General features: G+C 55.3%; 23 protein-coding genes. 10 read left to right on the top strand and 13 right to left on the bottom strand.

Annotation, left to right across the window (positions count from 1 at the left end; translation table 11 throughout):
- Positions 1 to 6: 6 nt before the first annotated feature.
- Positions 7 to 516, top strand: a complete 510-nt coding sequence (locus ACED87_RS07570) for a GCN5 family acetyltransferase (protein WP_449089799.1) — start codon at positions 7 to 9, stop codon at positions 514 to 516.
- Between the two features lie 29 nt (positions 517 to 545).
- On the opposite strand, the gene ACED87_RS07565 is transcribed toward ACED87_RS07570, so the two are convergent.
- Positions 546 to 1,175: a type I restriction-modification system subunit M N-terminal domain-containing protein gene (locus ACED87_RS07565; RefSeq protein ID WP_449089798.1), complete on the bottom strand. Its 630-nt coding sequence runs from the start codon at positions 1,173 to 1,175 to the stop codon at positions 546 to 548.
- A 74-nt stretch (positions 1,176 to 1,249) separates the two neighbouring features.
- Here ACED87_RS07565 and ACED87_RS07560 point away from each other — a divergent pair, with 74 nt between their 5' ends.
- On the top strand, positions 1,250 to 1,567 hold the full coding sequence (locus tag ACED87_RS07560) for a nucleotidyltransferase family protein (protein ID WP_449084015.1): 318 nt from the start codon (positions 1,250 to 1,252) through the stop codon (positions 1,565 to 1,567).
- A complete protein-coding gene (locus tag ACED87_RS07555) occupies positions 1,564 to 1,905 on the top strand; it encodes a HepT-like ribonuclease domain-containing protein (protein WP_449084014.1) in 342 nt (113 codons plus the stop codon). Before ACED87_RS07560 ends, ACED87_RS07555 begins: the two co-directional genes overlap by 4 nt.
- On the opposite strand, the gene ACED87_RS07550 is transcribed toward ACED87_RS07555, so the two are convergent.
- From ACED87_RS07550 to ACED87_RS07530, 5 genes are all read right to left on the bottom strand, one after another.
- Positions 1,902 to 4,664, bottom strand: coding sequence for a type I restriction endonuclease subunit R (locus tag ACED87_RS07550; RefSeq protein WP_449089797.1), 2,763 nt, complete (start codon positions 4,662 to 4,664; stop codon positions 1,902 to 1,904). The genes ACED87_RS07555 and ACED87_RS07550 overlap by 4 nt on opposite strands.
- Positions 4,665 to 4,822: 158 nt before the next feature.
- The gene (locus ACED87_RS07545) at positions 4,823 to 4,954 is read right to left on the bottom strand and encodes a hypothetical protein (protein WP_449084011.1); all 132 of its coding nucleotides are present in this window, start codon (positions 4,952 to 4,954) and stop codon (positions 4,823 to 4,825) included.
- 41 nt (positions 4,955 to 4,995) lie between these two features.
- The gene (locus ACED87_RS07540) at positions 4,996 to 5,613 is read right to left on the bottom strand and encodes an energy-coupling factor transporter transmembrane component T family protein (protein ID WP_449084009.1); all 618 of its coding nucleotides are present in this window, start codon (positions 5,611 to 5,613) and stop codon (positions 4,996 to 4,998) included.
- Positions 5,610 to 6,419 (bottom strand): energy-coupling factor ABC transporter ATP-binding protein, encoded by an 810-nt coding sequence (locus ACED87_RS07535; protein ID WP_449084007.1) that lies wholly within the window; start codon positions 6,417 to 6,419, stop codon positions 5,610 to 5,612. The genes ACED87_RS07540 and ACED87_RS07535 overlap by 4 nt, the downstream gene beginning before the upstream one ends.
- 14 nt (positions 6,420 to 6,433) lie before the next feature.
- Positions 6,434 to 7,036, bottom strand: coding sequence for a biotin transporter BioY (locus ACED87_RS07530; protein ID WP_449084006.1), 603 nt, complete (start codon positions 7,034 to 7,036; stop codon positions 6,434 to 6,436).
- A 172-nt stretch (positions 7,037 to 7,208) separates the two neighbouring features.
- Here ACED87_RS07530 and abc-f point away from each other — a divergent pair, with 172 nt between their 5' ends.
- Entirely contained in the window at positions 7,209 to 8,807 is a 1,599-nt protein-coding gene (abc-f, locus tag ACED87_RS07525) for a ribosomal protection-like ABC-F family protein (RefSeq protein WP_449084004.1), read from the top strand.
- A gap of 598 nt (positions 8,808 to 9,405) precedes the next feature.
- Here the strand turns inward: abc-f and ACED87_RS07520 are convergent.
- The 4 genes from ACED87_RS07520 to ACED87_RS07505 form a co-directional block, all read right to left on the bottom strand.
- The gene (locus ACED87_RS07520) at positions 9,406 to 10,137 is read right to left on the bottom strand and encodes a metal-dependent hydrolase (RefSeq protein ID WP_449084003.1); all 732 of its coding nucleotides are present in this window, start codon (positions 10,135 to 10,137) and stop codon (positions 9,406 to 9,408) included.
- A gap of 90 nt (positions 10,138 to 10,227) precedes the next feature.
- Complete coding sequence (locus ACED87_RS07515; protein WP_449084001.1) at positions 10,228 to 11,196, bottom strand: SURF1 family cytochrome oxidase biogenesis protein; 969 nt, start codon at positions 11,194 to 11,196, stop codon at positions 10,228 to 10,230.
- Positions 11,197 to 11,207: 11 nt separating this feature from the next.
- A complete protein-coding gene (locus ACED87_RS07510) occupies positions 11,208 to 11,450 on the bottom strand; it encodes an acetone carboxylase (RefSeq protein WP_449083999.1) in 243 nt (80 codons plus the stop codon).
- Positions 11,451 to 11,957 (bottom strand): DUF3099 domain-containing protein, encoded by a 507-nt coding sequence (locus ACED87_RS07505; protein WP_449089796.1) that lies wholly within the window; start codon positions 11,955 to 11,957, stop codon positions 11,451 to 11,453.
- 182 nt (positions 11,958 to 12,139) lie between these two features.
- Here ACED87_RS07505 and ACED87_RS07500 point away from each other — a divergent pair, with 182 nt between their 5' ends.
- Both ACED87_RS07500 and ACED87_RS07495 read left to right on the top strand, forming a co-directional pair.
- The gene (locus ACED87_RS07500; RefSeq protein WP_449083997.1) at positions 12,140 to 12,847 is read left to right on the top strand and encodes a beta-ketoacyl-ACP reductase; all 708 of its coding nucleotides are present in this window, start codon (positions 12,140 to 12,142) and stop codon (positions 12,845 to 12,847) included.
- 108 nt (positions 12,848 to 12,955) lie between these two features.
- A complete protein-coding gene (locus tag ACED87_RS07495; RefSeq protein WP_449089795.1) occupies positions 12,956 to 13,696 on the top strand; it encodes an SDR family oxidoreductase in 741 nt (246 codons plus the stop codon).
- Positions 13,697 to 13,775: 79 nt separating this feature from the next.
- Here ACED87_RS07495 and serB read toward each other — a convergent pair whose 3' ends face one another.
- Complete coding sequence (serB, locus tag ACED87_RS07490) at positions 13,776 to 14,711, bottom strand: phosphoserine phosphatase SerB (protein ID WP_449083993.1); 936 nt, start codon at positions 14,709 to 14,711, stop codon at positions 13,776 to 13,778.
- A 30-nt stretch (positions 14,712 to 14,741) separates the two neighbouring features.
- Between serB and ACED87_RS07485 the strand changes: the two genes are divergently transcribed.
- The 4 genes from ACED87_RS07485 (at position 14,742) to ACED87_RS07470 (ending at position 18,104) form a co-directional block, all read left to right on the top strand.
- A complete protein-coding gene (locus tag ACED87_RS07485) occupies positions 14,742 to 15,527 on the top strand; it encodes an ABC transporter ATP-binding protein (protein WP_449083991.1) in 786 nt (261 codons plus the stop codon).
- An 8-nt stretch (positions 15,528 to 15,535) separates the two neighbouring features.
- Positions 15,536 to 16,414 (top strand): TrmH family RNA methyltransferase, encoded by an 879-nt coding sequence (locus ACED87_RS07480; protein ID WP_449083989.1) that lies wholly within the window; start codon positions 15,536 to 15,538, stop codon positions 16,412 to 16,414.
- Between the two features lie 97 nt (positions 16,415 to 16,511).
- Positions 16,512 to 16,769 carry a type B 50S ribosomal protein L31 gene (locus tag ACED87_RS07475; protein ID WP_083091002.1) on the top strand — a complete coding sequence of 86 codons (258 nt, stop codon included), beginning with the start codon at positions 16,512 to 16,514 and terminating at the stop codon, positions 16,767 to 16,769.
- Positions 16,770 to 16,937: 168 nt separating this feature from the next.
- Positions 16,938 to 18,104, top strand: coding sequence for an LCP family glycopolymer transferase (locus tag ACED87_RS07470; protein WP_449083987.1), 1,167 nt, complete (start codon positions 16,938 to 16,940; stop codon positions 18,102 to 18,104).
- A gap of 126 nt (positions 18,105 to 18,230) precedes the next feature.
- Here the strand turns inward: ACED87_RS07470 and ACED87_RS07465 are convergent, their stop codons facing one another.
- Positions 18,231 to 19,403, bottom strand: coding sequence for an HIRAN domain-containing protein (locus ACED87_RS07465; RefSeq protein WP_449083985.1), 1,173 nt, complete (start codon positions 19,401 to 19,403; stop codon positions 18,231 to 18,233).
- Between the two features lie 115 nt (positions 19,404 to 19,518).
- The gene (gene pepN, locus ACED87_RS07460; protein ID WP_449083983.1) at positions 19,519 to 22,179 is read right to left on the bottom strand and encodes an aminopeptidase N; all 2,661 of its coding nucleotides are present in this window, start codon (positions 22,177 to 22,179) and stop codon (positions 19,519 to 19,521) included.
- Between the last annotated feature and the right edge of the window lie 174 nt (positions 22,180 to 22,353).

The raw sequence follows: 22,353 nt of genomic DNA, 5'->3' as shown, positions 1-22,353 counted from the left end.
GAAACTTTGATCGGCCTGCTGGTATCCACCAGTAGGCCTTTTTATCATTATTTTATGGATCAAGCTGAACTAAAAATTCTAGAGCAGACCCAGGACTACGTTTCGCCTTTTGAGTACGGCACTAGCGGGTTCAACAACGACTGGTGGCACGGCCGCGCAGGGAAAATCGGTGACACCAGCCTGGGCGGGTTCACTTATCTGCAACTCTGTTTAAATGGCACCGAGATTGGTCGAGCTGAGATCACGCTTTGGGATCTATCTGATAGCTACATAGGTATCGATGAAGTAGTGAAAGTTAGGGAGATTTGGTTCTTTGAGATTCGCGAGGAGTATCGAAATCAGGGATTTGGTGCCGAATTTGCTCGACTGTTGATTGAAGCCTTTCCCGATCGGCCTTTGATCGCTTTTTCAGAAGGCGCAGATGACTTCTGGAGATCTGCTGGTTGGCATTATTACCCCAGGAAGGACGGGGAAACGATGGGTATCAGAAAATTGTTTATTTCCAGAAAGATCTAGATTCTGAATTGGAATTCTGAGTGAACCAATCAAGCGGCTAAATCGTAGTTCACGCGCGTTTGTATCAATCGTGGCGTGAAAGTTTCCACAATGACGTCCTCAACATCAGGGGCCATCATCGCCACCATCAACTCAATAATGTGACGCGGAGTGCGGAACTGGCCATTAGTACCCGACGTTGCCAACTTTGACAGCATGTACTCATACAAGTCACCACTCGTATCAAGATCATCAAGAGCTATCGCATCTAACTGATCAACAACCTTAGCCAACAAGGCAGGGGAAGGAATACGGAAAGTAGCGTCCTTCATATGCTGCGAATAAGTGGACGCCTCACCACCCACCTGACTCCCCAAATTCCGCAAAAAGGGGAAAATACCAGTATTCATCAGGTCGAACATGACCTGCGGGTCCTGATTCTTAAAATTCTGCCACCGCAACAGCTCCTGGCCCTCACCAAAGACCGGGTTCTCCACCGGGCGGCCAGTCAACCGAGCCTTCTTCTCAGCCCGAGTCTGCGCATCATCCAAACGACGAATAAACAGCAAATAGGTCATCTGCTCAATAATCTCTAGCGGATTAGAAATACCACCCGACCAAAAATCATTCCAAATACGATCAATACGCGATTTAGTCTCGCCCGAGATTGCAATAGCCATAGCTCTAAGTCTATGGGGTTATGCCTCAAGGCACCCCCTACCCAGGGAAGAAAACCTTGCGTAGACTAGGGAACATGACAGCCAGCGCAGATTCACTGAGACTACAGAAACTCATTGCTGATAACAGCGATGCTATCGGCGCAATCTTCCGCAAGTATGGAGCCACCAATCCCAGGCTTTTCGGTTCAGTCGCACGCGGGGACGCTCATGCACAGAGCGACATCGACATCACGGTTGACATTGACGACACCAAAGGCGCAACCATCATGAAACTCGCTGGAATAGCCGAATCCCTCAGGAGGCTCTTAGGCGTCAGGGTTGATGTTGTTACGCCCACGGTTTTGCGAGAGAAAATCTCAGTAGAATCTAAGAAAGACCTAGTAACACTATGAGTCGTTCACCTATTTTTCGCCTTGAAGAGATCGCCACCGCGATCTCCGCATGTCTTGATTACTCAGCCCATTTAAAAGACCCAAAATTTTCAGACATGGCGTTAGACGCTATCGAACGGAACCTCGGAATTATTGGGGAAGCTGTGAACCATCTGCCAAAAGACTTAACAGCTCATTACCCAGATATAGACTGGGTTGCAATCGTGGGGCTTAGAAATTTTCTGATTCATAAGTATTTTGCTGTAGATGCTGAAGTAATTTACGAAATCTTAGAAAAATACCTTGTCCCGCTTCAAACAACTGTTCGTATGGCTATGATTCGGCTAGATAACTCTTAAGCTACCTCGGCCGTAGCCCTGATTCGGTTGAGAATCGAAACAATCTCAAAGGCGTCATCGTCTCCGAGCATCTCAAGCGGGTCACCCAAACTCACATAGGGGTCCTCATAGAGACGAGACGGGTCAACCGTGCCATTCTCACTCAGCTCATCCACAATGCGCTGCACAAACCGAATCTGCGTCGCCGAATACCGCGACTCATCCAAAAAGACCGCAAAAGCCGCCCGGGCCTCGTCCCTGCTCAAACCCACCAGCGAGCGCACAAACACACCCAGACCCCCGGACTCACGCGCCACCTGCACATTCGCCGGCCCACCAATACCCGAAGCATCAATCAGATCAGCCAGAGCCGCAAAATCCTCGTCCGTTAGTTGCTTGCCGCGAAGAACCTTCTGCACAGCAACCGCATCCAGGTGTTCGCGCAGGTACTCCTGCATTTTCTGCTCAAACCGTTCCTGGTTCATACCCACCTGGGTGCGCACTACCTCGACCTCTACCGGCTCGATAAGCTCGTCCTGAAAATTGGTGTAGACAATCTTCTTCTGGCCCTTATCGAGCAGGTGGGTGACACCGCGCAGCTTCTTGCGCATAAACTCCAGCAGGGCAGGGGAGACATCCACCCACCAGTCATCTGCGGCCAGTTGCTCCAGGTAGGGCAGGACGGCCGCGATGGCAGGTACCGCTGCCTTGGTCAGCAGGTTCTCGGCGAGGGTCTGAGCCACCTCTTTGGTGCGGGCCAGTGCGGCAGAATCACCGGTCTTGGCCCGTACCAGCTTGAAAAAGACCAGGTTCAGAATCTCGGGCACATCAATGCCGGTATCGAGCATATCCACGCTAATGGCAATGCGGGGCAGAGACTCCGGCTGCGAGAACTTCTCAATCGCCGACTCCGCCACATACGTGCGGTTGGTAATTACCTGGGCATAGGAGCCGCCGTAGCCGGGGAAGAGCGCGTTAAACCGTTCGTAGATAAAATCAGCGTGGGCCTGGTTCTTAGCAAAAATAATAGTCTTACCTAGTAACTCACCGTCAGCTACCCGGTAGCCGTGCTCCATGAGTGTGGTCAGCACCTTATCGACCGTATCGGCGTTAAAGAGAAAACGATTCAGGGCTTCGCTGGTAATTTCTTCGGGCACAGCATCACCCCAGTCGGCAGATTCCCACTGCTCCTGCTCCGCCTCACTCAGCTGATCATAACGGATACCCTCACGCAAGAAACGGGTTCCCACGCTAAAGCCCCGCGTCGGCACTAGATAACCATCGCTGACCGCCTGGTCGAGGGTATAGGCATCGGTCGGGACCCCGGCCTCCATGTCAAAGAGAGCATAGGTATTGAAATCAACCTCGTCCTTAGGGGTAGCGGTGAGCCCCACCAGCAGGGCGTCAAAGTAGTCAAAAATCGCCTTGTACTTGGCATAGACCGACCGGTGAGCCTCATCGACCACAATCAGATCAAAATAGCCGGGACCGAATTCGCGCAGGGTAGCTTCGCCCTCGGCCCGGGTGCGGTTAATGATGTTTAGCATGGTGGGGTAGGTGCTGGCAAAAACCCGGCCATTGGCCTGCCTATCTTCTACCAGATTCACTGTAGCCAGGTTAGGAAGGTGAGCCTTGGAGGCCTTGACCGCCTGATTGACCAGGGCGGTGCGGTCAGCAAGGAACAACACGCGCTTGACCCACCCAGCCCGCGACAGCAAATCCACCAGGGCGATGGTTGTGCGGGTCTTACCCGAACCGGTCGCCATCACCAGCAGGGCCTTACGGCGGCGGGCGTCAAATGACTCAGCCACCGACGCAACAGCCCGCAACTGATAGCCGCGCCCCGCAATCTCAGTATTGACCTGCTGCCCGCTCAACTGCTGGCGGCTGGTTCTGCGCTCTATCATGAGGGCCAGCTCATCCTCGGTGAGGAACCCCTGCACCTCACGCGGCGGGTAACCGGCAGCGTCATCCCACAGGTAGTGGGTATAGCCGTTGGTATAGAAAATAACTGGACGGACGCCGGTTGCCGCCTGGAGCGCGTCCGCATATGCTTTGGCCTGGTCGCGGCCAATATCTACTGACTCCCGGGTCCGCTTGGCTTCGACCACGCCGAGGGGGCGGCCGTCCCTGCCCCACAGCACATAATCAACCCGACCCGACCCGCTGGGAGTGGGCAGCCCCGTTACCGGGTACTCGCGGTCACGCTTATGAGCAAGGGGCCAGCCAGCTTCTCCCAGGAGCAAGTCGATGAAGTAGTCGCGGGTCTCCGCCTCCTTGTAGTCGTGGGTATCTGGCAGGGTCTTGGCCGCCTGGGCTTCAGCCAACTGGGCGCGAAGACGCTCCAGCTCGGCGTCCATAGCATCCACCCGCGCCTGGTGTTCAGCTGCTATCCTCTCCATCTCAGCTGTGCGTTCTGCCTCAGCCTCAGCCATGCGCTGCTGGGTCAGGGCCCGCTGCTCCGCCTGACGGCGCAGCGTGGGAATCAGCTGGCGGTCAAAAGCCCTACCCATAGGAGCTAGGGCTGGGTTTGCCGAATGGTTATACACGCCCCAGACCATCAGGTGATATAGGTCGGTCACCGCCCGCTCGGCGTCCCGCTCAGAAAGAATCTTCCTGGAGTTATGGGCTGCATCGTTTCCCAGATGGCGGATGGTCTTGAACTTCAGGCGCTTGTCATTGTCGAGATATACCGAGAAAGCCTCATTGCTGGTCAGGGTTGCCAGCGTGGCTTGCTCAGGGCGGTAGATGCCCCGCACGCGGTAGATGTGCTCAACCAAGCCCTCGATAGCCCTCGGCCTTGGCGCAATCCTGGTAGAGCTCTGGCAGGGCCTGGTAAACAAAAGCAAAGTTAGACATAGCGCCTCGTGACTGTGCGAGAAGGTGTAGGTGCAATCACACATATTTTAGCCTGGTCAGCAGGTTCAGGCGCCAATATTCAGTAACCAATAGAGAAGGAGCGGGCTCCTATCGGCTCGGTGTGGGAGCCGGAGCCGACCAGGCGGCCCTTATCAAGTACCAGAATCTTATCGGCCTCCCGTGCCGTACCGATACGCTGGGCCACCACCACGATGGTCGCCCCCTGGGTGACATCTTGCTCCTTTGAGGGCTTTATGGTGTATCAAGGCCCCGTGCGGCCAGGGCGTCGCCGGTTTCCTGGGCGTAGGCGACTGTTGCAATGACTAGGGGGATGAAGAGCCGGAATTGTGAGACTTTTATGCCGCGGGCTGTCACTGCTGCCTGAATGAGCCGCCAGCTATCCATAATCACCGGGATAGAGCGCACCATCAGGGCTAGGGCCAGTCCGACGCGTTCAGGTGAGCCGCCTACCCATGTGAGGGGGGTGCATAGCCAGACGAAGCCGTCAATGATAGTCGGCATGGGGGTGGACCAGAGGAGTACCTTTGAGGCAGCAATCATGGTCAGTAGGGTCAAAATGACGTCGGCCCCGGCGGCTGTTTTGCCGCTGACCAGGTAGTAGACCGACAAGATCACCAGTAGCCAGGCAAGGGAAGCTAGGGCTTGAACCCAGGTGCGCCCCGGAATTTTTGCTAGAGCCCCCAGTGTGAGTACCAGGGTGAGGGCTGCCAGGCCGAAGGCCCAGTGGCTGGTGGCTGCCAGGTAGATAGTGAGGGCCAGTATGAAGGTTCCTTTGGCCCAGAGGGGTGCCCGGTGTATGGGGGTGTTCAGGGGCTGGTAGGTGCCAAAGAGCTGGTTGGCGATGTTCATGCCTGAGCCCCGTCAGGACGCTGGTGCTCATCTAGTGTGGGTAGGGTGGGGAAGTCTGTGGCGCACCAGTGTTGGTAGTCTGCCAGGATATCTGCTGCTGGCCCCTGGGCCAGGAGCCGGCCGCGGTGGATGACGATTGCTTCGTCGCAGGTGGCAGCAAGGTCTAGGTCGTGGGTTGAGATGACTTGCTGCTGGGGGAGGGCGTCAAGTAGATCAATGAACCTTAACCTGTTCCTTAGGTCTAAGAGAGTGGTGGGTTCATCTAGCAGTAGAACTTTAGGGTTTACGGCTAGAACGGCAGCTAGGGCAGTGAGTTGTTTTTCACCGCCGGAGAGGTTGTAGACAGAGTCAAAGGCGCGGTGCTCAACCCCGCGCTGTGCTAGAGCATCCAGGGCGGCTGCGCGGCGGGCGTCCTTACCTTTGATGTGCTGGAGGGAGAGTTCAACATCTTCAACCCCGGTGGGCATTACCAGTTGGGCGCCGGGGTCGGAGAAGAGCATGCCTACCCGTGAGCGCACCGCAGGTAGGTTCTGGCTAAGGCTGACTCCGTGCACGTTTACTTCACCTGAGGTGAGGGGGGAGAGGCCGTTGAAGAGGCGCAGAAAAGTGGATTTACCCGACCCGTTGAGGCCTAGTACGGCGGTGCGTGGGGAGGTGAGTTTTACGGTGATGCCCTGTAGGAGGGTGCGTTGGTCGGTGCCGGTATCAACGGTGACGGTGGCTTGGCAGGTAGCAAGCAGCCCGTCGTCCGTGAACTGGGGCGACGGGCTTGCTGTGGCTGTGCGTGAAGAGCGAGAAAAGAACACAGGCTCTATCGTACCTAGCGGCGGGCCAGGGTGGGGAAGGCACGGTGTACGGCCAGGGCTACTAGTACCGCAACCAGGCTCTTGATGAGGTCACCGGGGATGTAGATGAGGGCGGCGCCTACAGCGGTGCCTAGGTCAAGGTGGGCGTTGATTATCATGCCGATGATGCCGAAGATTTGGATGAGAACAAATCCGGCTAGTACTGCTAGGACGAAGGCCCCAAAAAGGCTGGCCCCGTTCAGGCGGCGGCGTAGGGCGGTGTAGGCGATGGTACCGGCGGCAAGGGCACCGGGGATGAAGCCTACTAGGTAGCCAAAGGAGGGGGCCGCGATGGTGCCTAGTCCGCTGCGTCCACCGGAGAAGACGGGCAGGCCAAGTAGGCCGGCGAGGACGTAAAGGGCTACAGCTAAGGCGGCGCGGGGGCCGCCGAGGGTGAGGGCTGCGATGTAGATGCCTAGGGTTTGGAGGGTAATCGGTACTGCTGCCGGGCCTACGGGGAAGGCTGGTAGGAGGGCGCAGACGGTGATGAAGGCTGCGAATACTGCGATGAGGGCTAGGTCGCGGCCGGGGTTTGCTGTGGCGCGTGCGTGCTGGGGGGAGGTTTGTGTAGATGTCATGTCTCTTACTATAAACCTGTTTTGAACACCGTTCAAAATCGGTATCTTTCATCCGGCATTAAAACCAGCCCACGCACTCATACACCCACAGCCCCTCACCATATCGACCATCCCTCACCTGCCAGGTAAGATAGAGAGCTGGCCAACCGACCCCTACCCAAGGAGCAGACCCGTGCTGTCAGTCAACAACCTCGAACTGCGAGCTGGCGCCCGCCTGCTCATGGAGGACGTCACCTTCCGCATCGACAAGGGCGATAAAGTTGGCCTGGTAGGCCGTAACGGCGCCGGTAAAACCACCATGACCAAGGTGCTAGCCGGGCTCACCCTACCTGCTGACGGCACCGTCACCCGCGGGGGAACCATCGGCTACCTGCCCCAGGACCCTAAAGTCGACGATATGACCCAGCTTGCTAAAGACCGTATCTTCTCAGCCCGCGGCCTCGATGGGGTAGCCCGCAAAATGCGCCAGGCCCAAGAGATGATGGCCAGCGAGGACCCCGCAGAGCACGCCAAGGGCATGCGCCGCTATGACCGGCTAGAGACTGAATTCATTGCCGGTGGCGGCTACGCTGCCGAATCGGAGGCTGCAACCATTACCGCTAACCTTGACCTGCCAGAGCGTGTGCTCAACCAGCCCCTCTCAACTCTTTCCGGTGGTCAGCGCCGCCGCGTGGAACTGGCCCGCATCCTCTTTGCTAATGCAGATACCATGCTGCTTGATGAGCCCACCAACCACCTGGACGCTGACTCTGTGATCTGGTTGCGCGAATTTTTGAAGAACTACCAGGGTGGCATCCTAGTCATTTCCCACGATGTTGAACTGATGGAACTGGTGGTCAATAAGGTTTTCTATCTAGATGCCAACCGCTGCGTCATTGATATCTACAACATGGGCTGGAAGAACTACCTCTTACAGCGCGAGCAGGATGAGGCTCGCCGCAAGCGCGAGCGCGCCAACGCCCAGAAGAAGGCCTCAGCTCTGATGGATCAGGCTAATAAGATGCGCGCTAAGGCTACTAAGGCGGTAGCTGCCCAGCAGATGATTAAGCGTGCTGAAAAGCTCATGCGTGGCCTAGAAGATGAGCGTCAGGTTGATAAGGTCGCCGCCATTCGCTTCCCTGACCCTGCCCCTTGCGGTAAGACACCTCTTTCTGCAACCGGTCTTTCCAAGAGCTATGGTTCGCTAGAAATCTTTACCGATGTTGATTTGGCGATTGACCGCGGTTCGCGTGTGGTGGTGCTGGGCTTTAACGGTGCTGGTAAGACCACCTTGCTGCGCATGCTGGCTAAGAGCACTCAACCTGATACTGGTGAGGTTATTTATGGTCATGGGGCGAAGGTGGGTTACTTTGCCCAGGAGCATGAAATCCTTGATCATGATCGCACGATCTTTGAGAATATGAAGTCAGCTGCCCCTGACCTTGATGATACTCGGGTTCGTACTATCCTTGGTTCTTTCCTCTTTTCGGGTGATGATGTGGATAAGCCTGCAGGGGTGCTCTCTGGTGGTGAGAAGACTCGCTTGTCGTTGGCAACCTTGGTGGCTTCGTCCGCTAATGTTTTGCTGCTAGATGAGCCGACGAACAACCTTGACCCGGCTTCGCGTGAAGAGATTTTGAATGCTTTGAAGAACTATCAGGGCGCTATTGTTATGGTTTCTCACGATGAGGGCGCTGTTGAGGCTCTTGACCCTGAGCGTGTGCTCTTGCTACCTGATGCGGTGGAAGATTTGTGGAGTAAGGAATACCAGGATCTTATTTCCCTAGCCTAGGTGCAGCAGGTAAAGATGTGCGGACGATTGCCCCGCCCGGTGCTGACCGGGCGGGGCATCTTTGCATCAGGGTATTATGAAAGGTTCGTACAAATAGGCTTGTGTGTCTGTTTTTTACGAAATCCCACTTGTGGTTTCACTACCTTGTTTGGTGAGAGACTATGTGATTCGTGGGTTTTTCGACAAAAGCACATATAACGAAATGATAAAGTTCTGCGTGTGCTGGAATCTACCTATCCTCACGGCGTAGAGTATTGGTTAGTTGCGGAAGTCAACTTCCCATAGGTTCGATGAAGACCGCTTCAGTGACGAAGCGGCGCAGAGAATTAATACCAGAGAACCAACACCGTTGTTGGGTAAAAGTTTGAAAGGACGATTCAATGCTGGAATCACACGACGTACGCTACCCCCTTATCTCAGAAGATGGCGTAGAGGTCGACGTATTTTGGACTGAAGACTAACACCTGCTCGTCCAGGTTGTGCGCATCTTCTTTTCCTCTTCACCTACCACTGTAAGTGACTTTTTAGACGTGTAATCTGTGTGAACTATGAGGGCCCGGTACCTATAGGTGCCGGGCCCTCAGCGTATTTTGAGGTCTTAGATGCCGGCGAAGACGCTACCTATGAGCTGGCCAGGGTAGGTGGTCATGAAACCGAAGAAGGCCAGGAGGTAAAGCCCGATATAGACGGTGAGGGTGGCGGTGAGAAAATTTTCCCGGGCCGAACCTGCATCCCCCAAGATGGGCAGTGCCATGTAACCGCTCTTGCGCCAGAGCTTACTGGGCACTAGAGGTTTGATGGTCATGGGCCATAGGGGGTTGACCCCGCGGGTAGTGAGGGCATCACCCACAATATGGGCGGTTGCCCCGGTGAGAACCGCCCAAGGCATCAGGGCAAGAGAATCAGTGTATATAGTCCCAGCGATCACTGCTAGGGCACCCAGCCACCCACCTGGGGCCTTGAAAATGCGCAAGGCTAAGCCGCCAGCAAAACCCGCCAGCGCTAGGGCCAGAATAGGGATACCTGCATAGGTGAGCCGGTCGGCAAAGAAAGCTAAGGCCCAAAAAGCTGCCAAACCTACCAGGGAGTGGGTTCCCTTACGGTGCCCCCCGGAAAGCCGGGCCACCAGTAGCGCTATCCAACGGCTTACCGGCGGAATCGAGTGGGCAATAGTCCCGTTGTGGTGGTCGATATCTGGGAGCATTCCTGCCCCTGCTGCCGCCAAGGTGGTAACAGCCAGGGTTGTGGGGTCATCGATGCCCAGCACCCCTACCTCATTGAGAGCCAGCCAGGCTGCTGCTGCGCTAATAGAGTGGGAATAACCCATCATAATGGTGCGATCCTTCAAGCAAAATAGTGCTAGCCAGAGTGAAAATACCACTTTAACACAGAATCGAACACCTGTTCTAATGCTCTGTGTTTACCGGTCAAGCCCCTCATCGAGCAGGGCATCTTCAATCTCTTCATCGGTCACCTTCTGGCTACGCCGAGCAACCTTAGGGCGCACAATGGACTTCATATGCGCGGGCATATCATCCACAAACTCCATGCGGCGGCGTATCACCTCTTCATCCTCATCACCAATATAGGTGCCATCAGCCTCATAGAACTGACCAAAATAGGCCTCAAGTTCTGCGGCAACCTGAGCATCTAACTCATCATTACGCACCTTCTGCCGGGCAGACCAAAAATAGGCCACATAGAACATGAGCGCAAAACAATACCACTGCACCGAATACGACAGATTAGGCCCATAATCTTCCTCCGGCTTATCCTTAGCAATCGGGGCACTGGCAGCCGCTGGGCTCTCAGAAGCCAGCACACCATAATTAGCCGTATCAACACTCAAACCAGTCAGCTGGGCAACCTCTGGCAGATCAATACTGCTAATTTGCCCATCAAGAGACGAAACCCCCATATCAGCCTCCCCTTCTACCAGGCGCACCGTCACCGTCACCTCACCACTAGGAGCCTGCGGCACCGGTAGGGCAGTAGAGCCAGCATCCCCAAATGCGGCCTCCATCCACCCCCGGTTAACCACCACAATAGGGCCCTGATCTGTCTGGAAAGGCACCAGCACCTCAAAACCGTTGAGCCCCTTATAAGGGCGATTACGCACCAATAACTGGTGCTCACCCAGATAGCGGCCACTGATTCTCACCGGCTGCCAGCGCAACTCAGGGTGGGCGGACGCAAACAAGCCAGGATCATCAGCAAAATCCAGCGGGGCAGCATCATAGTTCTGCACAATACGCTCATTAGAAAAATCTAGCGCCTCCTTCCGGCCCATCTGCCAGCTCGCCAAATACAGGCATATCAAGGAGGCCACCACCGTCAGCACAAACAGACCAACCCACTGCCCAGAGAGCAAAAAACCGTACTTCTTCACAATCAACCAACCTACCCCAGGGGAAGAGTCTGCTTCCAAAAACCACGGGCCACCAAAAAATCCTGCAAAAACTGCACATGCTCCTCACAGGCCACCCAGCTCTTGAGCCGGTCTGCCGTGTGCACCTTAGGGTTATTCCAGAGCAACTCAAAACAAGCCTGGGCCTGGCACCCCTTGCGGCTACACTTAACAAAATCCGGGCCCTGGGTGCTCTTACCTGCCTGGCTCTGATTCAAAGAACCTAAAATATCCACTTACTGCTCCTTACCATCCTCAGTGCCCCACAGCACATCACCCTCAATCATTACAGGCTCACCTGCTGGGCCGCCCTTAGCATCTGTGGGCCAAGCGCTCGCTGTCTTATCGTCTTTACTCTGGTTGGTTGCCTCCGCACTGTTATAGGAGGCGGTGCGGGCCGCACGGTCAGCCTGGGCTGCCTCAATAGCAGCTTGCTGTTCAGGGGGCAGCATGGAAGAAAACCCCTTGCTACCCTGCGGGGTGTCACCGTTAGCTACCGTTACTGCCATCCAGGGGATAATGGCTGCTACCCCCAGGCAGATCCACTGCCAGAACCCATCAACCATGACTGCGGCAATAATAAAAACAAGGCGCAAAAACATTTTGAAGGCATAAGCCTTAGCCCTAGAACTCACACCCGCAGACTGGCGTTCACTAGCGGCGGTGATTTCAAAAATTTCAGGCTCATCTGATGAGTATCCGGCCTTCTTTAGATCCTCAGCCGTCCAAAACTTCTGCGCCACAGGCACCCCTCACATCAGGCTCAAACTCACCCCACCAGTCTACCCCCGCCCCTTACACCCACCCCAACCCTTAACCGAACTATCCGTACCAAATAACACGCATCTGTTCTAAAGAGGCCACCACACAAAACACAACAGCGTAAGATAGGTGCAGAAACAAACCCCCACACCAAGGTGAAACAATGACCAACCCCACCGTACTTATTACCGGCGGCAACCGCGGCATCGGCTACGCTATCGCCACCGAATTCAAAAAAGCAGGCTACCAGGTAGCCATCACCTACCGCAGCGGCGAACCGCCTGCTGAATTCTTCGCCGTCAAGGCAGACGTCACCGACGCCGCCTCCATCAACGCAGCCTTCACCACCGTCGAAGCAGAATTTGGCCCCATCGGCACCATCATCGCTAACGCAGGCATCACCAAAGACACCCTGCTCATGCGCATGAAAGAAGAGGACTTCACCTCCGTCATCGACACCAACCTCACCGGCGCCTTCCGCGTAGCCCAGCGCGCCACCAAGGGCCTGCTCAAAAATAAGGGCGGCCGCATCATCTTCATCTCCTCCGTCGTAGGCCTCTACGGCAACCCCGGCCAGGTCAACTACTCTGCCTCAAAGGCAGGGCTTGTGGGCATGGCCCGTTCCATCACCCGCGAACTTGGCGCCCGCAACATCACCGCCAACGTCATCGCCCCCGGCTTCATCACCACCGACATGACCGAAACCCTCCCTGAGGACCTCAAAAAGCAGTACACTGACTCCATTCCCGCCCGCCGTTTTGCCCAGCCCAAAGAAATTGCTGATGTAGCCCTCTTCCTGGCCTCCGATGCCGCAGCTTACATCTCTGGTGCCGTTATCCCTGTTGACGGCGGCCTGGGCATGGGGCACTAAACGGGTCAACAAGAGTAGCCTAGTTGGTGTATACGCCAGAGCAAGGGCGGTAGCTCCCCTCTATCCCCTCCGCAGTCATCATTTGTACAACGCTTATAAGGACTAAGAATGCCACTTCAGAACAAGACCATCATCATCACCGGCTCCTCCCGCGGCGTGGGCGCAGACACCGCCCAGATTCTTGCCGCCCAGGGCGCTAACATCGTCGTCAACTACCGCTCTAAGGCACCGCGTGCCACCAAGGTTGTTGCCGCCATTGAAGAAGCTGGCGGTAAGGCCATTGCCGTGCAGGGCGATGTTACCAAGGCTGAGGACGCCGCTACCCTAGTTGATGCTGCCATCGAGAACTTTGGTTCCCTGGACTACCTGATTCTTAACGCCTCTGGTGGCATGGAAGCCGGTATGCCCGATGACTACGCCATGGTACTGAACCGCGACTCCCAGCTGCGCCTAGCCCGCCTGGCTGCCGAGAAAATGAGCGAGGGTGGCCGCATCGTTTTTGTGACCAGCCACCAGGCTCACTTCATTCGCCAAGTAGAGACCATGCCCGAGTACAAGCCTGTTGCTGAGTCCAAGCGCGCCGGTGAGGACGCCCTCCTGGCAGAAATCCCTGCCCTGACCGAAAAGGGTATCTCCCTGGTCGTTGTCTCTGCTGATATGATTGAGGGTACTGTCACAGCAGCCCTGCTTAACCGCCTGCACCCTGGCGCCATTGAGGCCCGCCGCGAAGAGGCCGGCAAGCTCTACACTGTCAACGAGTTCGCCCAGGAAGTTGCCAAGATGGTCACCGCCGATGTTGAAACCGGCCACATCGAGCTAGTTGGCGGGGCAGGCGGCTTCATCAAGTAGCCTCCCTACCGAACAAACACATAAGAAAAGGACGCTGGTAGCCACCTACCAGCGTCCTTTTACTTTTCAGGGTTCTGCTTTAGAGCCCGGCGAAGTGGCGCACCGCATCCAGGCGCAGAGTATTAATCTGGGCATCAGCAACATCAAGCAGAGCAGTCTTAGCGTTAAAAGCAACACCCAGCTGCGCCTCCAGAATCATGAGCACATCATTAGCACCATCACCCACAGCAATAGTCTGGGAAGACTTAATATCGAACTCCTTAGCCCACTCCTTCAAAGACTCCTTCTTCACCTCCCCGGTAATGACCTCACCAGTAACCTTGCCCGTGAGCTTACCCTCGATAATCTCAAGGACGTTAGCCCGCGCCTTGGAAAGGTTCAGGTAGCCAGCTAGCGGTGAAAGCACCTGCACAAAACCACCTGAGACCACACAGACCTCATGGCCTGCCGCCAAGAAAACCTCAACCAGCTTGGTGGCACCGGGGGAGTAGAGCACCTGAGAAGCAACCTCACCCACCACCGACTCATCCAGGCCAGCTAAAGCAGAAACACGCTCACGCAAAGAAGCCTCAAAATCAAGCTCCCCCCGCATAGCACGCTCAGTTACCTCAGCAACCTCAGCGCCGCGCCCTGCCGCAGCAGCCAGCTCATCAATGACCTCCTGACGAATCAGGGTCGAATCAACATCCATAATGAGCAGCTTCTTCTCATCATTCGCCAACTCAGCAGGCACCACATTCAAATCAAAACCCAGCGAGCGCGCCCCATCCAATAGGCCCACGGCACCGCGGGCATCCTCAACACCACCACGGTTCCAGACAGCAGAGACAAGATAGACCGAATAGGCCGGGCCCTCAGCCTCACGGGCCACATGCGAGGCAGGAACCTCCATCAGCAAACCCGACTCAAGTTCCAGCCCCTCAACAGCCTGCAAGGCAGTTACTAGCTGTTCCTCGCTAGCCAAAAGAGGGGCGTCCGCACGAGAAATAGCAACAATATTCACAGAAGTACTCATAGACACCATTATCTACTAAAATTGTGAACCATGGCATCAGTTCTCAAACTTAATAAGGTTACTGTCTCACGAAGCGGTAAAAACCTCATCAACAACATCACCTGGTCCGTCGAAGACGGCGAACGCTGGGTCGTCCTTGGCCCCAACGGCGCAGGCAAAACAACCCTCCTATCCATCGCCGCAGCCCGACTGCACCCCACCCGCGGCGAAGTTGACATCCTCGACGAAATCCTCGGCGCAGTCGACGTCTTCGAACTACGCCCCCGCATCGGCCTCTCATCAGCACCCATGGCCACCCAAATCCCCGCAGACGAAACCGTACTCAACGTCGTCATCACCGCAGCCTACGGCGTCGCAGGCCGCTGGAAAGAAGAATACGACTCCTTCGACGATAACCAAGGCAAAAACCTCCTCGAAGACTGGGGCGTAGACCACCTAGCAAACCGCGCCTTCGGCACCCTCTCAGAAGGCGAAAAGAAGCGCGTACTCATCGCCCGCGCCCTCATGACCGACCCCGAAATGCTCATCCTCGACGAACCCGGCGCCGGCATGGACATCGCAGGTAGAGAAGACCTCGTCAAACGCCTCACCAACCTCGCCCTAGACCCCCAGGCCCCAGCAACCATCCTGGTCACCCACCACCTCGAAGAAATCCCCGCCGGCTTCACCCACGCCCTGCTCCTGCGCGAAGGCGAAATCGTAGCGGCAGGCCCCATCGAAGAAACCATCACCCAAGAAAACATCTCAGCAACCTACGGGGTAGACCTCGACCTGACCATCCACGACTCAGGCCGCTACTCAGCCTTCGCCCGCTAAAACCCGGCATGAAACCCAAACAGCTCACCCCCGAGCAGCTGGCAGAACGCTCAGCCCGCATCACAGCCCTACCCAACACCCAGCCACTCAGCCAGGCACCGGCCCAGGCCACCCGCCATTACACCTCACTGACCGACGTAAAACTCCGCTCCGTCAAAGAACCCGAATGGGGAATTTACATCGCAGAGTCCTCTAAAGTGATACGGCGGGCGCTCGCGGCTGGGCACCGTCCGCTCTCTTTTTTGATGAGCGAAAAGTGGGCTGATGACCTCTATGATGTGCTGCAAGAACACCCGGAGGTTCCAGCCTTTGTGGGAAGTGAGGACGAGCTGGAGCAGGTCACCGGCTTTGCTCTGCACCGTGGTGCCCTTGCTGCTATGGCCCGGCCCCAGCCTGCCCCCTTAGGTGCCCTGCTTGAGGGGGTGCGGCGTATTGCCATCTTGGAAGATATTGTGGACCACACAAACGTGGGGGCTATTTTCCGTTCGGCTGCTGCCCTTGATATTGATCTGGTGCTGGTGACCCCGCGCTGTGCTGACCCGCTCTATCGGCGTTCTATCCGGGTTTCTATGGGCACTGTTTTTCAGGTTCCTTGGGCTCGTTTAGAATCCTGGCCTGGTGCTTTAGAGATTCTGCACGCAGCAGGTTTCACCACCGCAGCTCTAGCTCTGGAAGACGATTCCTTGAGCCTGGCGGAACTGGCAGAGCGTCAGTGCGAGAAACTAGCCTTGATTCTGGGCACTGAGGGGCACGGTTTAGCGCCGGCCACCCTGGCCGCTACCCAGCACACTGTGATGATTCCAATGAGTCACGGGGTGGATTCTTTGAATGTAGCGGCCGCCTCAGCCGTTGCCTTCTGGGAAACCCGCCCAAAGGTGGTAGAGTAGTTCCTCGGTTGTAAACCGCAACCACCGGCAGGCACCCGCCCCGGTAGTAACAAGATATGCACTGGCAAAATCCAGGGCACGAAGAAGGTAAAACATCATGCAGGCTGGCATCCACCCTGAATACAACTACGTTCTCTTCCGCGACCTCGCATCAGGCGAGACCTTCCTGACCAAGTCAACCATGACTTCTCAGAAGACCGAGAAGTGGGAAGACGGCAACGAGTACCCCCTCGTTGAAGTTGAAATCTCCTCAGCTTCACACCCCTTCTACACCGGTAAGCAGCGCATCATGGACGCCGCTGGTCGTGTTGAGCGCTTCAACGCTCGTTTCGCAAACTTCGGCAAGAAGGCCTAAGTTTACAGCCAGCTTTTTCAGGCTTAACATCACACCCCGTAACATGTGGTTTATCACGTGTTATGGGGTGTTTTTGTAGGTTCACTGCGTAAAATTGGGTTCGATTTACTCCGCACACCGCCTGTAGAGGTGAAGTGTGCACCTTTTGAGAGAAGTTAGGGAGGTACCGTGTCCGTCGCGGCCCACGAAGAACCTACAAAGAAAAAAAGCAAAAAAGCCCTCTGGATTACCCTGCTGCTTCTGTTGCTCATCCCGGTCATCGCTCTTGGTAGCTACCTCTTTATGATCAACAAGGCCTGGAACAAGTCAGAGACTTTTGACCACGCCATGCCGAACGAAGATGGCTCTGTTAGCTCCCTCCACAGCGAAGAACTGCAGGCCATGGTCGATGAAGCTGCTCATTCAAACACTCCCATCGTCAACGAAGAAACCGGTGCCACCTTAGAAAGTAACATCACCGAAGGTGATGCTAACGGTAACGGAATTCTAGATATCTACGAAGGTGGTGCTGTAACCGGACGCCCGGTCAACACTGCAGCTACCGACATCCTGCTACTAGGTTCTGACCAGCGATCCGGTGCTGAAGCCCAGTATGTTACCGGTGCCCGTGCCGATACCATCATGGTGCTGCACATCCCCGAGGACGGCTCTGCCGCCTACCTCATCTCCATCATGCGTGATACCTGGGTTAACATCCCTGGCTACGGCTCCCATAAGGTCAATGCGGGTCTGAACTACGGTGGTGTTGACCTGCAGGTCGCTACCGTTGAACAGCTACTGGGAATCCAAATGGACCACGTGGCTGAAATCGACTTCCAGGGCTTCAAAGCCCTGGTCGATACCCTCGGCGGGGTCACCGTTAATGTACCGCTGGCTTTCAACGCTTCAGCTCCTGGTTATTCTTATGCGGCAGGGCCCCAAACCATGACCGGTGGCCAGGCTCTCGTCTTTGTGCGCGAACGCTATAACTTTGTGGACGGTGACTACCAGCGCGTACGTAACCAGCGCGCCTTCCTACGCGGTATCTACAACGAGCTGAAAGCAGACGGTGCTCTGGCCTCAGCCAACAAGCTACTGCAGGTTATTGAATCTGTTTCACCCTACATGCGGGTCGATGCTGGCCTCTCACCCTCAGCCATTGTGGGTATCGCTCAGCCGGTTCTCTCTAACGGTAACACCCAGCTTGTTTCTATGACCCTCCCCAACGCTGGCACCGGCTGGTCCTGGGATGGCCAGTCCATCGTGGTACTTGACGCTGCAGCAACCAGCTCACTATCACATGCCCTCCAAACCGATACCATGCCTAACTACATTGCTACCTATGGTTCAGACTAAAGGCAGATAGATTCTCTCGATAAAGAGAGCACAGAATAAGGGGAGCCCCACCACATGGCGGGGCTCCCCTTACACTTTTAATCAAAAACCTAGATACTAAATGCTCACTGCCTTAGCTCCAAGCACCTAATGCTCAAGCGGATCAGCTGAAACTTCATCCTCGGTATAACTGTTATCACGACCAACAAAGAGGGCTAAAAAGGCAGTAGAAGCGCCCAACACGATACCAAGAACACCTAAAAGCGGCTTGAAAAAGACAAGCACCAAACTCGTAGCAAGAATAAGCCCACCCACAAGACCAAGGAGCACAGAAATACGCTGAAGACCCAGAGAATGAGAGCTACTAACGGCCCCAACCACCCTACTTCCACCAGACTCAGAAGAACCCTGCTCTACTGCAACTGGACGGCTCGGCATGAGCGAACGCTTCTTCTTAGAAGCACTACCACGGGCCGATTCACCCTCTGTAGGCCTATAGGCCGCAGGAACCTCATACGACGGGGCTACCGGAAGAAGCTCAGGCAAATAATTCGGCAAATCCTGGTACCACTGGGCAGGAATATCAGAAGCCCGCACAGCCTGCACCGTCAGCGAAAGCTCAAAAGAATTACCGCGAATAGTACCCCAAGCACTGGTGAGCTTATCGTGCTCATAAGCATGACGAATAACAGGAGCTAACTGCTCAGAAATCTGAGTGGAAAGACGCCCCACCATCTTACGATTATGAAAAACCTCAACGGAATCAACCACACGCCCATCCGGGTGCCTCATCTGATTATTCTCCAAGGAGAGAATAACGCGACCCTCACCAGAAGCAGGCAAAATAGAATGCAAATATTCTGAATGGTCTTTCTCATCCAAGACCTTCATCGAAGGCCCCTGAGGAAGCAAAGTCGCCTGAGTAGGAGCATCATTGAGAGGAAAGAGAGAACCAGGGGCACTCAAAGAAAGCAGACCACTACTTTCAATATGGGTTTCACCAGTAACCCCCCGCAAAACAGCAGAAAGCTGCAACCGAGCGATAGCATCATAACCAGAAGCAACCACCCGAGTAATCGGCCCCCAATAAGCAGCCGAATCCTCAGCAGACAAACGACCCAGTTTCACATCATCCGCATAGACCGCAATAGCCTGCGGCTGATAAGGGTTATCCGGCTCTGGCACAAGACGAACCTCACCATTCCAGACCCGTTCACGATCAATCAAGAGTTCTTCAAAGATTTGAAGAATTTCTGCATCGTAAAAGTCATCGGTAATGACCTGCACAGTGCCACGATCGCCCAGTACGTAGTCGGTCACAGTAGGCTCCTTATCCCAAAAAGTTACTCCCTATAGCTTCTCACGAAAAAGCCGGTTTTGGTTTGCAATGCTACCCACCAAAACCGGCTTTCTGCGTAGATTCTCAGCTAAAGACCTAGTTACCCGCCCCCTCTTCAACAGCAGATGCATTATAGGCCTGAGCAGTCAGGGTGCGGACGGCATCATCAAGCAACTCCCGCACCAGTCGCACCAAGGCAGTAGGGGCATCCGCATGCTCAGTTAGCCAGCGCTCGGTAGCACGGACGACCGGGTGGTCCACCACAGTGCCCTCTGCCAGCTCTACCACCGGGTAGAGACCACGAATAAGACGAGTAGCCATACCCCCAGTACGAGAAGCCCACGTGGGAGCCAGAAGCTCAAAGAAAGCATCCCGGTAACCAACCCGCAGCTCCTCAGGCCCCTGCTGGAAACCAGCGGCACTAGCCGACAACAACTCATTAGAGAGACCCATATCTTCAGTCACCAAACTCCACGCAGCCTGCTTAGCAGCCGCCACCGGCAGGGCAGCAACCGCAAAAGCATAACCACGCTCAGCCGTAGCAGAAGGACGGAACAACCGAGCCTCACCCAACTCCTGCCCCGTCACCGCACCCTGAACCGCAAGCGCCCCCAAAGCCTTCCACCCCAAAGTCTGGTTATAACCCATCCCAGGAACATCAGCAATAAAACCCTCAACCTGCCCGCTGGCACCCCGGGCCACATCCTGAGCAAACTCAAGACCCAACTGAGAATGCGCCGCAAGAGCCAAAAGCGCACGCACCAAAATCAACTGCTCATCACTACCCTCCTCCACACCAGAAAGAGCCTCAGACAAAGCAACATACAAGGCATCCCACAACTCACCACGAGCCCCAGCCGGGGTATACAAAGAAATCGCAGCCTGCGCCTGATCCACAATATTCGACAACAAAGTAGCAGACGGCTCCACAGCAGCAGCCTGCCCCACAGCCAACACAAACCGGCCGCTAGCAAGCCTGCCATCACGCACCATATTCCACAAACTACCCCACAACAAACCCCGCGACAGAGCATCCTCCACCGACGACACCTGAGACAAAACAAACTCAAGCCCATCAGCCTCAGACAAAGCAACCTTCGCATACGTCAAATCCTCAGCATTGAGCAAAACCACATCAGCAGCCCCCACAAGAGCCCGCTCCCGCTCACTCAACCCAACCAACACCTCACCCTGACCCACAGGAATATCAACCGACACCACACCCATCGGCACAAGACACCCACCCTCAGACTCAAACAGGGCAACCTTCAACAAATGCGGACGCCCCAACCCAGCAGGCACACCCACCGGCAACTTCTGACGCACTACCAACCCGGCAGAACCACCACCCCCTACAACACGCTCACACCACAACTCAGACAAACCACTCGTCATCAACCACGCCTCAGCCCACGTACGCACATCACGATCAGAAACCTCATCAAGCACACCCAAAAAATCATCAAGAGTCGTATTACCCCACTCAAACCGCTTAAAATACACCCGCGCAGCCTCAATAAACTGATCAAACCCCACATAAGCAACCAACTGCTTCAGAGCGCTCGCACCCTTTGCGTAGGTAATACCGTCGAAGTTCTGGCGGGCGGCTTCAAGGTGGGGGATGTCAGCCACAATGGGGTGGGTGGTCGGTAGCTGGTCCTGCCGGTAGGCCCATGCTTTACGGGAGTTGGCGAAGGTGACCCAGGCGTCCTTATACCCATTGGCTTCAGCGGCTCCTAGGTGCCCCATGAAGTCAGCGAAGGACTCCTTGACCCATAGGTCGTTCCACCATTTCATGGTGACTAGGTCACCGAACCACATGTGGCTCATCTCGTGGCAGATGACATTGGCCCGGCCCTCAAGCTGGGACTCGTCAGCCCCGGAGACAAAAATGTAGCCCTCGGTGAAGGTCACCAGCCCGGGATTCTCCATGGCCCCCAGGTTGTACTCGGGCACAAAGGCCTGTTCGTACTTGGGGTAGGGGTAGGCGTAGTCAAAGAGATCCTGGAAGAAATCTAGGCCCTGTTTGGTCACGGTAAAAATGTTCTGGTAGTCAAAATGCTCTTTGAGGGACTGACGGCAGTAGGCAACTAGCGGGATCTTCCCGGAGTTAACGGCGGAGGCGGGAGTGTAGGTGTCAAAAGCAGTAAAGTACTCGCCGGCCACAATAGCGGTGATGTAGGTGGAGATACGGGCAGTGGGCTTGAAGACCCGCTTAGAGATAGAAGAATCAGACGGATCATCAATCTCCCGATCCAACTCACCATTAGAGCTCACCACCCAGCTCTTGGGAGCCGTAATACGGAAGTTAAAAACAGCTTTGAGGTCGGGTTGTTCGAAGTTGGGGAAGACTCGGCGGCAGTCTGCTGGTTCGTACTGGGTGTAGATGTAAATCTTGCCATCGGCGGGGTCGATGTAGCGGTGTAGGCCTTCACCTGAACGACTAAAGTAGGAGCGGCCTTTAATGGTCAGGGTATTTTCTTCTGCTAGCTCCGGCAGAATAATACGGGACCCTTCAACTACTTCATTAAGAGGCAGTGGGGTTCCGTTGAGTTTGACTGAGTCAACTGATTGATGGATGTAGTCGATAAAAGTGCTAGCGCCTTCGGTAGCAGTAAATCGTATGGTGGTGGCTACCGGGTAGGTATCAAAGTCAGAGGTTGCATGGGTGAGGTCAACATGCACATCGTAGGTTTCAACATTGATGGTTTGGGCGCGGAGGGCAGCTTCTTCTTGAGTCAAATTTTCGTTATTCATATCACTATGGTAAAGCTCGGTCTCTATTAAGGTCGAGCAGGGGAGTGCCTGTGGTGGGAGGGGGCTGGACCTAGTTTGCGAACCTGCTCTATCTTGTGTATAGTTATTACTCGTTGCCAGCACGGCTTTGGAAAAAGACGTGTAAGACACCTTGCGCGGGTGGCGGAATAGGCA

It is taken from the genome of Rothia sp. 32237D007AR, assembly GCF_053544675.1.
The sequence above is the reverse complement of the archived record's forward strand: the minus strand, read 5'-3'. Positions and strand labels throughout refer to the sequence as shown.